Source organism: Roseateles sp. AC306 (assembly GCF_979253795.1).
Genome location: NZ_CEEDEB010000013.1, coordinates 97,368 through 111,017 on the forward strand (window position 1 = coordinate 97,368; position 13,650 = coordinate 111,017).

Below are 13,650 nucleotides of genomic sequence, written 5' to 3' on the forward strand. Positions count from 1 at the left end.
CTCGGACTCAACGCGGCTTGAGCGTGACCTCCAGCTTTTCCAGCAGCGTCCGGTTGCCGGCCGAAGGGGTGCCGGTGAACTGCACGCCGAAGCCGCCGACGGTGCTGGCCGCGCGCGGCAGCGTCGCGCTGAAGTGGACCTCGTGGGGCAGCCCGTAGCCGGCCTGCATGCTGGTCTGCGGTGACCGGGTCGTCACGTCGGCTGACAGCACGTTACCCACCAGCTTGAACACGACTTTGGCGCCCGGCATGAAGACCGAGCTCTCGACGTACGAGTTCGGCAGCATCATCCGAGTGCCGTTGACGTATTCCAGCATCGAGACCCGCACCGAGTTGCCCGATGACGGGATGGGCTGCCCGCCGTTCAGGGGGTCACTCGACAGGCGCTGGAACCGCAGCACGTAGCCGGTCCGCGCGGCCGGATCCCACTTGATGTAGACCTCCAGGTATTGGTCCGTCGCGCTGCCGAAGCCTTGACCGGCGACCTTCTCGGGGGTCAGTTCCAGCGCCAGCGCCATGTCCGAATAGGCGCCCTGCGGCTGGTAGAGCAGGCGCGCGCCCTGGGTCGCGGTCACCAGCCCCGGCACGCCGACGGCGCCGTCCCGGTCACCAACGACATGGGCCCATGGCGCCGCCGCGGAAGGCACCCAGGCGGCTGCCACGTCGGCGGGCTTGACTGTGTCGGCGTACCAGACATCGGGCTGGTTCAGCGCATGACCCGCCCAGCTGATGTTGGCGAAGTCCGTGGTGATGACGTGGGGGCGCGGCACGTCGGCGGCAACGACGGCGCGGGTGCTGGCCACCTCGATGGCGCCGGTGGCGGGCGCGCTGAACTCATAGCGCGGCAGGACGACGGCGGTGAGGTAGTGGCCGACATCGCCGGCCGACAAGGCGTAGTTCCTGTACGGCACATTGCGCGTCGTCACGGCCACCTGCACCGCCTTCTTTCCCGGCGCGCTGCCGCGGTACCAGGTGATGGTGGACGCATCGGTGAACGCCGGCTGGTCGTAGGCAAGATCGAGCCTGGCCACGCCCGAACTCAGCGCCATGGACGGCGTGCCCACCACCACGGGCGGTTTGACCGCAGCAGGCTGCACATGCAGCGTCACCTGCGCCACCAGGCCGTTGGGCGCCGTCGCCTTGACGACCGTGTCGATGATGCGGCCCGTCACATTCAGCCGGGCCCGCAGATGCAGCTTGCCGTCGCCGCTGCTAGGCAGCAGTGTGAACAGCGCCTTGTCATAGTCGAACCGGATCGCGTCGAACGCGAACGCATTCGCAGGCGTGAAGGTCGGGGTGATAACCACCTCGTTGAGCGGGTCGTCCGACCGCAGGCTGCTGGCGCTGGCGCCCAGGGTCATCTTGAACGCGCCGTCATGCCGGGCTTGCTGGCCAGAGGGGTTCCAGCCATCACTGCCCCTGAGCAGGTTGTGGACGTTGTAGGCCGCGCCGACCTTGAAGCTCTTCAGCGCCTCGACGCTCAGCGTTTGCGTGACCTGCGGATGTTGCGGGTCGAAGACGACGGGCGTGCCGTCGGCATAACGGTTGTTGTGGACGTAGTGCTTCACGTCGGGGCGCTGGATGTTCTCCCAACGGATTTCTTCCTTCGGGCCGTTGAAGGTATTGTCGATGAGCGCCCAGCTGCCGCCGCTCTTGGAGAACCAGAAGACCGGGCTGTCGTTCAGGAAGTTGAAGGTCGAGTTCAGAAACACCGCCATCGTCGACGAGCCTCCCCAGGACGGGTGGCTGCCGTGGAAGTCGAAGGTGCAGTTCTCGAACACGTTCAGCGTGCCGCCGGCAATCGCGTCGTCGGTCAGCTGGAAATACGAATCCTTGAAGTAGGCGCGCACGGGGCCGACGGCGATCAGGTTCAGGAAGCTGACGAAGCGCACGTTCTCGAAATGGAGCCGGTCCAGCGGGCCGCCGGCAGACGTGACCGTCTGCGCCTGTACGCGCGCGTCGCCGCGGCGGCGCAGGTTCTGCGAGGGGTCGCGCGGGAAGACGAGGTCGACCGATGCGTAGTTGGCAAACGTCAGGTGGTAAGCCGAGAACCGCGTGCCGATGCCGATGACGTTCCAGTTGCCGTTGGAGCCCACGGTCTGGCCGCGGTTGCCGGCAATGCGCACGTCGTCGGCATTCGAGGTCAGCCCCTTGAACGTGAGGCCCGACTGCGGGAATGCGATGCCCACCAGCCCGGGGTGCTGCGGGGTGTTGGCGTTGTGCGGGTCTTTGTAGTCGTCGGTCCAGTAGACGCCCGGCGTGAAGTTCACGGTCGTGTCGTTGGCGATGTTCGCGGCCTTCAGTTCCTGCAGCGTCCTGAAGGTGAAGGCGTTGCGCCGGGATTCGTCGAGGTAGGCATCGACCACGACGTTGGCCGACGACAGCGGCACGAATTTCGCCTTCAGCGTGACGTCGGCCTTGACCTTGTCGCTTGCGAAGTCCCACAGATAGCCCGGGCCGGCGTCTGCCAGGAACCAGCCGGCGAAGTAGTCGCCGGGTCCGCGGCCCGGCCTGGCGGGCGCTGGCAGCAAGGCCCGGTCGGCAACCTGCACGTGGGTGAGCCGGCCGTCGACGTCGAAGGTCACGCGGTGTGACGTGGCCGGCCCGGTCACGACCGGCCCGGAGGCGCACGCCGCCAGCAGCGTCACCCACACAAGGAGCGCGCGGCCCAGCATGTTCCTGCCGAGCTTGCGGGCGCGGCTCATGTCGCCGGACGGAAGGTTTCGGGATGCTGCGTCATGTGCGTCTCCATAGGTTCAAGGCCGTGCGGCCAGGACTTTAGTTGTTCGCCACGCGACGCCGGGCAGCACCTCCATGCGCCTGCGCTTGCGGTTAGGCTCGCGGCCGGAGGACTTCATGCGACTGATTCCACTTGCCGGCCTGCTGGCCGCCCTGCCACTGGTGGCTGCCCTCGCCGCGCCGCCGTCACTGCCCGCGCCCGCCGCCATCGACGCCGAAGCCGCACGGCTGATGGCCGGCGCGCAAGCCCACGGCCTGGCGCTCGCCGTCGTCGATGCGGGGCGCGTCGTCCACGTCGCCGCCTACGGCAAGCGCAATGCCGCAGGCGAGCCACTGCAGACCGACACCGTCATGTACGGCGCCTCGTTGACCAAGTCCGTGTTCGGCTACTTCGTCATGCAGCTGGTGGACGAAGGCCGGCTCGACCTGGACCGGCCCCTGGCCGCCTACCTCGACAAGCCGTTGCCGGACTATCCCGCCGACCCCAAATCCGGCCCCTGGCGCCACCTGGCGGAGGAGCCCCGCTGGCGCCGGTTGACCGCGCGCATGCTGCTGACACACAGCAGCGGCTTTGCCAACTTCGCCTTCCTGGAGCCCGACCGCAAGGTGCGCATGCACTTCGACCCGGGCACGCGCTACGCCTACTCGGGCGAGGGGCTGATCCTGCTGCAGTTCGTGCTGGAGCGCGGCCTGGGTCTGGACGTGGGCGCCGAGGTGCAGCGACGCGTGTTCACGCCCCTGGGCATGACGCGCACCAGCCTGATGTGGCGGCCCGACTTTCGGCCCAACCTGGCCGACGGCTGGAAGGAGGACGGCACCGTCGAGCCGCACGACGAGCGCAGCAAGGTGCGCGTGGCGGGCTCGATGGACACGACCATCGCCGACATGGCGAAGATGGCGGCCGCCTATGTTGGCGCCGCCAACCTCGACGCCCTCACCGCGCCGCATCTGCCCATCACGACGGCCACGCAGTTCCCGACCTTCCAGCCCGAGCTGCCACCGGCCCAGCGTCGCCCTGACCTTGCCGCCGGCCTCGGCGTCATCGCCTTCACCGGGCCGCAGGGGCCGGGCTTCTACAAGGGCGGGCACAACGACAGCACGGGCAACACCTGGGTCTGCGTGAAAGCAGGCAAGCGCTGCGTCGTCATCCTGGCCAACGACGTGCGCGCCGAACGCGCCTTCCCTCGCCTCGTCGAATTCATCCTTGGCGAGACGGGTGCGCCGTGGCGGTGGGAGTACGGGGAGATGGCCTTCCTGCGCTGATCACGCGGCGGCGCGCGGCCCGAACATGATGACGGCCATGCCCGACAGGCACAGCGCCACGCCTATCCAGTCGGTCATCGTCGGCTTCACCTTGTCCACCACCATCAGCCAGGCAATGGCCACGCCGATGTAGACGCCGCCATAAGCCGCATAGACACGCCCCGCCGCAGTCGGGTGCAGGGACAGCAGCCACGCGAACAAGGCCAGGCTGGCCCCGCCCGGCAGCAGCAGCCAGGCCGGGCCGCCCTGCTTCAGCCACAGCCAGGGCAGATAGCAGCCGACGATCTCCGCCACTGCGGTGACGACAAAGAGGGCAAAGGTCTTGAGCACGTCCATGCGCGAATTGTGGTCGCGGGGCTTGACCCTCAAGTGGCTTGAGGTCCTACCGTGTCGGACATGGGCGATGCGCCCCGCAACCTGGAGAACTGCAATGACGTCTTGGAAAGCTTTGATGGGGCTGACGGGGCTGGGCCTGGCCTGCGCCGCCTGCTGCACGTTGCCACTGCTGGGCGGCGGCGCGCTGCTGTCGGGCGGCTCGGCGCTGCTGGCCGGCGTGAACGAAGCCCTGGTCGCGGCGGCGGCGCTGGCCGTGTTGGCCGCGCTGTTCGCTGCCATGGCCTGGCGCCGGCGTCGCGCGGCCAGGCAGCGCACGGGCTGCACGGGGGCATGCCAGGTCGACTGCTCTTAGCATCGCGGCATGACTGACTTGAAGCTCTCCATCGGCGCCGCCGCCAGGCGCGCGGGATGCAGCGTGCCCACGGTGCGCTACTACGAAGGCATAGGCCTGATGCCGCTCGCCGTGCGCAGCGAGGCCGGCCAGCGCAGCTACGGCGAGGCGGACCTCAGGCGCCTGAGCTTCATCCGCCGCTGTCGTGACTTCGGTTTCACGGTGGAGCAGGTGCGCGAGCTCGTCGGCCTGGTCGATCAACCCGCACGGCCTTGCGCGGAGGTGCGCGACATCGCCGCCGTGCACCTCGCCGCAGTGCGCCGCAAGCGCCAGGAGCTGGCGGCGCTGGAAGTCAGCCTGGCTGCCTTCGTCAGCGACTGCGACACGGCCTGTGCAGGCGGCGCGGCAGTGGACTGCAGCATCCTCGAAGAGCTGGCGGAACACGCACCCCGAAAGGCCGGTGCGCCGTCGCGCTGCTGCGGTTGAAGGCTCAACGGCCGGCAGCGCTCACCAGCGCCAGCGCCTCGGCAGGCGTCACAGCGCCCTCGCCCGCCACGTCGACAACGATCAGATAGCCCGCCAGGTCGGCACGTGTGCCGGCAGCGGCGTAGGTCTGGACGAGCGTGAGATGGCGGCTGGCCAGCAGGCGGCCGGTGGCCGGGTCCCAGGTCTCGCTGGAGATGATGCAGCCCTGCTGCGGCGTGCCGGGGAAATACGGTGTGCCGGCGTAGTAGGCGGGGTTGATCGTCGTGCCATGCACCAGCAGTTCATCGCGGCCCGCGCGGCCCGCGAGCCAGGCTTCCTGGAAGGGCGGCCAGCCGCGCCAGCTGTCGGGCAGAAAGCTGGCGTAGACGGCATCGTTCCATGCGGCCGTATCGGCCATGGCGACGTGCTCGAACTCGGCCACTGTGGCCTCGACGGGCAGCTTGCTGTGCAGATAGGGCGTGGGGCCGATGTTGGGATTGGTGGCCGTGCCGGCGCCGACGACGGTGAACAGGCCCTGCGGCGTGTTGCCGTTGGTGATGGTGCCTGGCAGCCCGCTGCGCGAGAGGGCGATCTGAGGCGAGGAGAAGAGCTGGCCAGCCGCGTCGCGCACGAAGCGGCCGTCGGCGGCGCGCATCAGCACCAGGCCCATCTGCTGGCGGCCGGGGCGCTGCAGGCTGTAGATCACAGGGAAGCCGGGGCGCAGCGGCGCCGCCAGCAGTTCGGGCAGTGGCGGTGGCACGGCGGTCGAGGGGCTCAGGCGGCGCATCAGCGCGGTCAGCCGCGGGTCATCGGCCCAGGCGGGGAACTGCTGCGGCACGAGCGTGCGCAGGCGGTCGGCCGCAGCACCGTCGGCCAGCAGCAGCGTGTAGGCCGCGATGGCGAAGGGCTTGCTCGTTGTCAGCTGCGGCAGCAACGGCCAGATCAGCGGCGCGGCCTCGGCCGGGTACAGCATGTGAGCCGCAGTCAGCAGCGCGCGCTGGAACTCGGGGTTGCGCTGGCCCAGTGTGGGCAGGGCTTCCAGCAGCAGCGAGCGGGCAGCGGGGATCTCGGCGTTGTACTGGCCGACAAGGTCGAACAGCTTCGGCAGGGCCGCCTCGCGTTCGGCACCGGGAGGCAGTGCGATGCGGGCGCGGATGTCGGCCAGCGCGGCCTCGCGCAGCGCGCGTTCGCCGTCTGTCGACGTGGCGGGCCAAGCCAGGTCGGCGGGCTCCAAGGCCAGCAGCTCGGCGGCGGTGTAGCGCCTTTCGGCAGGCTTCTCGATGGGCGGCTGGGCCGGCTGCAGCGGCGCACAGGCCGTGAGCACGAGCGACGCGGCGAGCGTCAACGGGGCGAGCAGTGGGCGGAGATTCATGGCGGCGATGATGGCCCCTGTCGAAATCCGGAGGCCTGCTTCGTCGTAGTGTCAGGCATCCATTCAACCGCCAAGGAAACCCGATGAAGCACCTGTCCCTCGCGCCCGCCCTGCTCGCCGCCAGCCTCGCCCAAGCCGCGCCGGTCACCTACGACATCGACCCGACGCACACCTACCCCAGCTTCGAGGCCGACCACATGGGCCTGTCGGTCTGGCGCGGCAAGCTGAACAAGAGCGCGGGCAGCATCGTCTACGACAAGGCCAACGGCAGCGGCAGCGTGGACGTGCAGATGGACCTGGCCAGCATCGACTTCGGCCTGGACGCGATGAACGCCTGGGCGCGCGGCAAGGATTTCTTCAACGTGGAGAAGAACCCCAGCGCCACGTTCAAGGGCCGCTTCGAGGGCAGCCTACCGGCCAGGCTGGTGGGCGAACTGACGCTGAACGGCAAGACCAGGCCCGTCACGCTGACCGTGCATCAGCTCAAATGCATTCCCCACCCGCTGCACAAGCGCGAACTGTGCGGCGCGGATGCGTCGGGCAGCTTCAACCGCGACGACTTCGGACTCGGCGCAGGCAAGGACTGGGGCTTCAAGATGGATGTGAATCTGCGCATCCAGGTGGAGGCCATCGCCAAGGAATGAGGCTCCCATGAAAAAACCGGCCACAAGGGCCGGTTTTGCATGGGGCGTATCAGGCCCTACTTGATGCCCATTTCGTTCAGAAGACGCGTGGTCTTGTCCACCATGCTCATCTGCCACAGCATGTAGCGCGAGTCCACGCAGATGCTGCGGACCATCTTGGGGTTGAAGTCCCAGTCGGAGATGACGGCGTCCAGCGTGCCGTCGAACAGCAGGCCCACGAGCTCGCCCTTCTTGTTCAGCACCGGGCTGCCGGAATTGCCACCCGTCGTGTCCACCGTGGCCAGGAAATTCACGGGCACGGAGTCCAGCGCCTTCACGCCGTAGGGGCCAAAGTTGCGCGCCTTGATGGCGGCGAGCTGTGCAGCAGGGGCGTCGAATTCGCCGCCGGCTTCCGTCGGGCCCTTGTGCTTGGCTTGAATACCGCGCAGCGTCGTGAAGGCCGTCCAGTTGTTGCCGTCGTTGCCCGGGCTGCGGCCCTGCACCTTGCCAAAGCTGATGCGCAGCGTGTTGTTGGCATCGGGGTAGACGACGCGGCCCTGGGCAGCATTGAAGTCGATGACGGCCTGCATGGTGCCGGCATAGGCCTGGCTGAGCTTGCCGGCCAGTTCCTTGTCGCGGTTCTCTCGCTTCTGGTCGTCTTCGTACAGCGCCACGGCGGCCTTGATGAAGGCGTCGTCACTGGCCTTGAAGGCAGCCACGTCCTTGTCCAGCCAGGCCAGGCGGGTGTCCTTGTCGGCCAGCTTGGAGCCGGCATAGAAGGCATCGAGCCTGGCACTCACAGCGGCTTCGTCCATGCCGGGCTTGAGGCCCAGCGTGTTCAGCAGCGCGGTGTTCAGCGTGTTGGCAGGCTGGGCCAGGTACTTGGCCAGGAAGTGGGCCGCGCTCTTCTTGTCGGTCTGCTCGTCGTAGCGGCGATCCAGGCGTTCCTGGTTGGCCTTGATGCGCGAGGCGTCGCGCTCCTGGTAGCCGGTCTTGCGCTCGGCATCGGGCTTGGCGCGCTGCACGGCCGATTCATAAAGCTGACGGGCCGACTGCAGCAGCGCCGGGCTGGTAAACGCCAGCAGCAGCTCGTTGCGCGTGGTGGCTTCGCGCTCGGCCAGCAAGGCCTCGGTCGCGGCGATGTCGGCGCCGTAGCGGGCCTGGCGCTTGGGGTCGGCCTTGACCCAGGCTTTCACCGCGTCGAAGGCAGCGGTCTTGCGCGCCAGCACGTCGCCGCCGTCGTAGCTCTGCTGCTGGCCCTGCAGGTTCTTGAAGTAGTTCTGCAGGCCTTGCATGCGCGCGGCCATCTTGATCTCGGCGTCGCGGCGGCTGGCGGTCTCGGCCTTGATGACGTCGATGGCCTCGCCCATGGTCTCGACCTGCTTGGGCTGCTGCCAGCCGAAGGCAAAGTCCACCTCGCTGGGCAGGCGGTGGCGGTCGGTGTGGCCGGGATAGCCGGCCACCATGACGAAGTCGCCCTCGTTCAGCGGACTGGTCGTCGGCGAGGCGACCTTGAGGTGGTGCCTGGGCGTGTAGGGCTTGTTGTCCTTGCTGAAGTCGGCCGGCTTGCCGTCCGGGCCCACGTAAGCGCGGTAGAAGCTGTAGTCGCCGGTGTGGCGCGGCCAGATCCAGTTGTCGGCATCGCCGCCGAACAGGCCCACGCCGGTGGCGGGCGCATGCACCAGGCGCACATCGCGGATCTCCAGCTGCTTGATGAGCTGGTATTGCAGGCCGCCGAAGAAGGGGTGGACATTGCAGCGGTGGCCGGCGTCGGCCTCGCAGGCGGCGACCAGCTTCTTCTGCGTGTCCTCGATGGCGTCGGTGCGGGCCTTGCCGGTCAGGGCCGTCGTCTTCGCGTTGAGGATGTCGACCGTCACGTCCTTCATGTCGACCGTGACGAGGATGCGGCTGCCGGGCGCGGCGGGCAGCTCATCGGCCAGCGTCGTCGCGTAGAAGCCGGTCTTGAGCAGGTCGCGGTCGGGCTTGGAGTTGTACTGGATGCTGCCGTAGGCGCAGTGGTGGTTGGTGACCGCCAGGCCCTGGGGCGAGACGAAGCTGGCCGTGCAGCCGCCGAGCGACACGACGGCGCCCATGGGAAAGTCGGTCAGGTCCTTGAGCTTGGTTGGGTCCAGCGCCAGGCCGCCGGCCTTCAAGGCCTTGGAGATCTGCGGCAACTGCTTGGGCATCCACATGCCTTCATCGGCATGGGCGGTGGCGGCCACCAGGGAGGCGGCGGCCAGTAGTGAAAGGGGAAAGCGGGTCATGGGGCGGTCGGCTGAAAAGCGGAGCCGCGAGGTTACCCCGCGGGGTTCGGAAACCCCGGGTGCGGAAAGACAGGCTTCGCCCCCGGGAAACCCGGAGTTCAGCTCAATGGGTGAGCCCGATCCACTCGCCGGCGGCCTGGTAGGCCTCGAACAGCTCCAGCGCAAGTTCGCGCAGACCGGGGTGGTCGCAGGCGTGGCCATCGGCCAGGCGCTCATAGGCGTAGTGGCGGTCGTAGAGCATGCGCGTGGGGTTGATGGCAAGGCCGGCGTCGTTCATCAGCTGGCCGAAGCGCAGCAGGTCGCCGGTCCTGACCGGGCCGCTGGTGGCGCCGGAGACCGTCAGGCCCAGGGCGCGGATGTCGCCGAGGTGCACGCCCTGCGCGATCTTGAGGCCGCTCCACGCATGGCCCGGGTCGCCCTGGCCGCGGGGTTCGTCGGCGGGGACGGGGATCAGGTGCAGGGGGATGAGCATGTGGGCCTCGGCGGACTTCGGGTGTGAAGTCATGGTGCCAAGGCCTCGGTCAAGCGAAGGGCGGATAAAGGGCGAAAAGGCCCATCTATCCGCCGCTGATGCCGCTCAAGTTCCGTTGAACGCCAGATCCAGGTCGCCGTGGGCGTAGATGATGACGCCCGTGTCCGTCTCGGTGACACGGTGACCCGTGCCTGCCGGGGCGAGTTGGTAGTCGCCCGCCTGCAGCAGCATGTCGTCCAGGAAGATCTCGCCCTGCACCGTCATGCATTCCTCATCGTGGCCGTGGCCGTGGCCGGGCACCTTGGCGCCGGGGTCGGCGCGGTAGAGCAGCGCGGCCTCGCCGCCGGCCGTCCACAGCACGCGGCGGGCGATGCCGGGCGCGAACTCGGGCCAGCCGGCCTCGCGGTCGCGCACCAGCGTGCGTTCGGCGCCCTGCCCTTCGGCCTCGCGCACGAAGACATGCGCGCCATCCGGACTCGCCAGCACCGGCACACTGCCAGCAGGCAGCAGCAGGAAGTCGCGCAGATTCAACAGCTCGCCGTCGACCTCGACACTGCCGCGCAGCACCAGGAACTCGCGCAGGCCACCGGTGGGCAGCGCCAGGCGGGTGCCAGCCTGAAGTTCGATGACGCTGGCCGCACGCGGCTCGCCCGGGCGCGGCGCACGATCGGCGGGCGCACGGTAGAGCCAGCGCTGCTGCACGCCGTCCGCCAGGGCTTGGGCCTCAGCCTTGCGGCGGCGCACGGTGACCATGCCCTGCTCGGCCTTCACGGACTGAGCCAGGCGTTGGCCCAGGCGCTCGCCGAGCCGGCCGGGCAGGCCAGGCACGGGGGCATCCCAGGCGCGGGCGAAGGGTTCGCTGAGCAGGGGGCTCAGGTCGTCGTCGTTGGAATTCGTCTTGGGGGACATGGTGGTCATCGCGTTGGCCTCAAGCCGGCAGCGCATGCGCGCCAGTGTCACCGAGCGTCTCGCGCAGCGTGATCAGCGCGCGGCGGATCTGGGATTTGACGGTGCCCAGGGGCAGATGCGTCTGGCTGGCGATCTCCTCATGCGACAGGCCGTTGAAGAAGGCCAGCGCCACCAGCTGGCGCGGCTGGGGCTTGAGCAGCAGCAGCGCACGGTGAAGCTCGGCATGCCCCTGAGCGACGGCAAGCAGCTCATCGCCCGAGTCGGCAGCGGGGGCAGCGAGCGGAGAGGCCTCCTCGTCCAGCTCTTCATGCTGGAAGCGGGCCTCGCGGCGGATGGCGTCGATGGCACGTGAGCGGGCCATGCCCAGCAGCCAGGTCAGCGGCCGGCCGCGTTCGGCATCGAAGCGCGGCGCCTGGCGCCAGACCTGGAAATAGACCTCCTCCGCCACTTCCTCGGCCAGCTGCGAGCGCCGCACCAGGCGCAGCACCAGGCCGTATACACGCGACAGCGTAGCCTCGTACAGGGCCAGCAGCGCGCGCTCGTCGTGGTCGACGATGCCGGAGATCCAGGCTTGCAGCTGGGCATCGTCTGGCGCCGGGCAACCCGGCAGCCGGGCGGCCGCCTGGACCTCCGGGCAGGCCGCAGCTGCTTCAAGGTCTTGCGGTTCGCCGTCGTTCGATTCAACGTCGAACAACAACGCCACCTCGGGCGGCGGGTCGTCGGGCTCTATCGGGTGTGGAAGGGCCATGTCAAACCTCAAACCAGCAGTTGGTCTGCGTGCGGCTCGGCGCCGCGCAGAAAGATGGTGGCACCGGTGTCGGTGGTGATGCTTGCGTGCAGCGTGCCCGCCCGCGCCAGGTGATAGCCGCCAGCGGCCACCTCCAAGCGGCTGCCCACCTTCAGCACGCCGTCCAGCACGACGCATTCCTCGTCAACGGCATGGCGGTGCGCCTCCAGGCGCGCGCCGGGCGAAAAACGCAGCAGATAGCTCAAAATCCCCTCGTTCTCATGCAGTACCTTGATCTGCACGCCGTCCACGAAGGGCTGCCAGCCCGCCGCGCCGGGGGGCACGGTCAGGTGACGGTCTTCGGTGTCGGCCACACGCTCCAGCAGGCGACGGCGCATGGCGCGGGCCTGGGTTGGGGTGGCGGAGGACGAGTTCATCACGGGTGTACGCAGCGGATTTGATTCCGGATGCAGCGTACTCCTTCGCTGTGGCTAGCATCCACGCCACGACGCCGGTCGTACAACTTTCACATGTCCCAGATCGCCTATTTCGACCTCGTCAGCCATTGGCGCCTGGATGCGCCGGTATCGCACGTCTGGCGGGCCATCACTGAAACCGAGCACTGGCCCCGCTGGTGGCCGGGCGTGGTGGGCGTGAGGAAGCTGCGCAGTGGCGACGGCACCGGCGTGGGGCTGCTCCAGGAAATCACCTTCCGCACTGGCCTGGGCTACCGGCTCCACCTGCAGCTCGAGGTGACCGACGTACTGAAGGAAGAACGCCTGCGCGCCAAGGCCGCCGGTACGCTGGCGGGCGAAGGCATCTGGCTGATGAAGCAGGCCACCCCTGAGGTGGGTGGGCATACCGACGTGACCTTTGTGTGGCGCGTCACGCTGCCGCCGGGCATCCTGCGCTGGACAGCGCCGCTGCTGGGGCCGCTGTTCCGCTGGAATCACAAGCGGGTGATGCGGGCGGGCCGGATGGGCTTGATCCAGTATCTGGCGTTGATGGTGGGCTGAGCCCGTTGGTGGCATGCTTCGCGGCGTTCGGACAGCCGCATTTGGAGCCAAGCCATGAAGATCAACGGAGCCTGCCACTGCGGCGCCATCGCTTTCGAGGCCGAGATCGACCCGTCGCGCGTCGTGGTTTGCCACTGCAATGACTGCCAGGTGATGTCCGGCGCGCCGTTCCGGGCGGTCATCCCGACGCCCATCGACAATTTCTCGCTGCTCAAGGGCTCGCCCAAGAGCTACATCAAGGTCGCGCAGAGCGGCAACCGGCGCGCGCAGGTGTTCTGCGCGGACTGCGGCACGGCGCTGTGGGGCACGGCGCCCGAGAACCCGACGGCTGTGGCGATACGGCTGGGCTGCGTCGAGCAGCGCGCGCAGTTGAAGCCGGGCTTCCAGATCTGGCAGCACTCGGAGCAGCCGTGGGTGGGTGAACTGAGCGATGTGCCGGGTTCGCCTCAGCAATAACTGCGGACTCGCGATCAGGCCTTGGGCAGCGTCACCCCGACCTGCCCCTGGTACTTGCCCTTGCGGTCCTTGTAGCTGACCTCGCAGACCTCGTCGCTCTCGAAGAACAGCACCTGCGCGCAGCCCTCACCCGCGTAGATCTTGGCCGGCAGCGGCGTGGTGTTGCTGAACTCCAGCGTCACATAGCCTTCCCACTCGGGCTCGAAGGGCGTGACGTTGACGATGATCCCGCAGCGCGCATAGGTGCTCTTGCCCAGGCACACCGTCAGCACGTTGCGCGGGATGCGGAAGTACTCCATCGTGCGCGCCAACGCAAAGCTGTTGGGCGGGATGATGCAGACGTCCTTGTTGATGTCGACGAAGCTGTTCTCGTCGAAGTTCTTCGGGTCCACCACGGTGCTGTGGATGTTGGTGAAGACCTTGAACTCGGGCGCGCAGCGGATGTCGTAGCCGTAACTGCTGGTGCCGTAGCTGACGATCTTGCGGCCGTCCTGCTCGCGCACCTGGCCGGGCTCGAAGGGCTCGATCATGCCGTGCTCCGCGCACATGCGGCGGATCCATTTGTCGCTCTTGATACTCATATTGATCCTCTTAGAAATCCGTGGTGCGTTCCCAGGCGGCTGCCATGGAGCCGGCTTTGCCGGGCCACCGGCAGCGCCCCTTGCGGACACCGGCGAA

At 68.3% G+C, this 13,650-nt stretch carries 15 protein-coding genes; 6 read left to right on the forward strand and 9 right to left on the reverse strand.

Annotation, left to right across the window (positions count from 1 at the left end; genetic code table 11):
* Positions 1 to 7: 7 nt before the first annotated feature.
* Positions 8 to 2,704: a pectinesterase gene (locus AC0IZJ_RS21760; protein ID WP_471853633.1), complete on the reverse strand. Its 2,697-nt coding sequence runs from the start codon at positions 2,702 to 2,704 to the stop codon at positions 8 to 10.
* A gap of 151 nt (positions 2,705 to 2,855) precedes the next feature.
* On the opposite strand from AC0IZJ_RS21760, the gene AC0IZJ_RS21765 reads away from it, so the two are divergent.
* On the forward strand, positions 2,856 to 4,001 hold the full coding sequence (locus AC0IZJ_RS21765; RefSeq protein WP_471853635.1) for a serine hydrolase domain-containing protein: 1,146 nt from the start codon (positions 2,856 to 2,858) through the stop codon (positions 3,999 to 4,001).
* On the opposite strand, the gene AC0IZJ_RS21770 is transcribed toward AC0IZJ_RS21765, so the two are convergent.
* Positions 4,002 to 4,337, reverse strand: a complete 336-nt coding sequence (locus AC0IZJ_RS21770; protein WP_471853636.1) for a YnfA family protein — start codon at positions 4,335 to 4,337, stop codon at positions 4,002 to 4,004.
* A gap of 94 nt (positions 4,338 to 4,431) precedes the next feature.
* Here AC0IZJ_RS21770 and AC0IZJ_RS21775 point away from each other — a divergent pair, with 94 nt between their 5' ends.
* Together AC0IZJ_RS21775 and AC0IZJ_RS21780 are read left to right on the forward strand one after the other, a co-directional pair.
* Entirely contained in the window at positions 4,432 to 4,689 is a 258-nt protein-coding gene (locus tag AC0IZJ_RS21775; protein WP_471853637.1) for a hypothetical protein, read from the forward strand.
* A 9-nt stretch (positions 4,690 to 4,698) separates the two neighbouring features.
* Positions 4,699 to 5,154, forward strand: coding sequence for a MerR family transcriptional regulator (locus AC0IZJ_RS21780; protein ID WP_471853639.1), 456 nt, complete (start codon positions 4,699 to 4,701; stop codon positions 5,152 to 5,154).
* Positions 5,155 to 5,158: 4 nt separating this feature from the next.
* Here the strand turns inward: AC0IZJ_RS21780 and AC0IZJ_RS21785 are convergent, their stop codons facing one another.
* Positions 5,159 to 6,505 (reverse strand): hypothetical protein, encoded by a 1,347-nt coding sequence (locus AC0IZJ_RS21785; protein ID WP_471853641.1) that lies wholly within the window; start codon positions 6,503 to 6,505, stop codon positions 5,159 to 5,161.
* Between the two features lie 83 nt (positions 6,506 to 6,588).
* Here AC0IZJ_RS21785 and AC0IZJ_RS21790 point away from each other — a divergent pair, with 83 nt between their 5' ends.
* Positions 6,589 to 7,149, forward strand: coding sequence for a YceI family protein (locus AC0IZJ_RS21790; RefSeq protein ID WP_471853643.1), 561 nt, complete (start codon positions 6,589 to 6,591; stop codon positions 7,147 to 7,149).
* Between the two features lie 56 nt (positions 7,150 to 7,205).
* On the opposite strand, the gene AC0IZJ_RS21795 is transcribed toward AC0IZJ_RS21790, so the two are convergent.
* From AC0IZJ_RS21795 to AC0IZJ_RS21815, 5 genes are all read right to left on the reverse strand, one after another.
* Positions 7,206 to 9,392: a S46 family peptidase gene (locus tag AC0IZJ_RS21795; RefSeq protein ID WP_471853645.1), complete on the reverse strand. Its 2,187-nt coding sequence runs from the start codon at positions 9,390 to 9,392 to the stop codon at positions 7,206 to 7,208.
* Positions 9,393 to 9,495: 103 nt separating this feature from the next.
* The gene (locus AC0IZJ_RS21800; RefSeq protein WP_471853647.1) at positions 9,496 to 9,897 is read right to left on the reverse strand and encodes a hypothetical protein; all 402 of its coding nucleotides are present in this window, start codon (positions 9,895 to 9,897) and stop codon (positions 9,496 to 9,498) included.
* Positions 9,898 to 9,969: 72 nt separating this feature from the next.
* On the reverse strand, positions 9,970 to 10,782 hold the full coding sequence (locus AC0IZJ_RS21805) for a cupin domain-containing protein (RefSeq protein WP_471853649.1): 813 nt from the start codon (positions 10,780 to 10,782) through the stop codon (positions 9,970 to 9,972).
* A 10-nt stretch (positions 10,783 to 10,792) separates the two neighbouring features.
* Positions 10,793 to 11,521: a sigma-70 family RNA polymerase sigma factor gene (locus tag AC0IZJ_RS21810; RefSeq protein ID WP_471853651.1), complete on the reverse strand. Its 729-nt coding sequence runs from the start codon at positions 11,519 to 11,521 to the stop codon at positions 10,793 to 10,795.
* A gap of 8 nt (positions 11,522 to 11,529) precedes the next feature.
* Positions 11,530 to 11,898, reverse strand: coding sequence for a cupin domain-containing protein (locus AC0IZJ_RS21815; RefSeq protein ID WP_471853653.1), 369 nt, complete (start codon positions 11,896 to 11,898; stop codon positions 11,530 to 11,532).
* Positions 11,899 to 12,030: 132 nt separating this feature from the next.
* On the opposite strand from AC0IZJ_RS21815, the gene AC0IZJ_RS21820 reads away from it, so the two are divergent.
* Positions 12,031 to 12,516 carry an SRPBCC family protein gene (locus AC0IZJ_RS21820; protein WP_471853655.1) on the forward strand — a complete coding sequence of 162 codons (486 nt, stop codon included), beginning with the start codon at positions 12,031 to 12,033 and terminating at the stop codon, positions 12,514 to 12,516.
* A 54-nt stretch (positions 12,517 to 12,570) separates the two neighbouring features.
* Entirely contained in the window at positions 12,571 to 12,972 is a 402-nt protein-coding gene (locus AC0IZJ_RS21825; RefSeq protein ID WP_471853657.1) for a GFA family protein, read from the forward strand.
* 14 nt (positions 12,973 to 12,986) lie between these two features.
* On the opposite strand, the gene dcd is transcribed toward AC0IZJ_RS21825, so the two are convergent.
* Complete coding sequence (gene dcd, locus AC0IZJ_RS21830; RefSeq protein ID WP_457421636.1) at positions 12,987 to 13,553, reverse strand: dCTP deaminase; 567 nt, start codon at positions 13,551 to 13,553, stop codon at positions 12,987 to 12,989.
* Positions 13,554 to 13,650 lie beyond the last annotated feature (97 nt).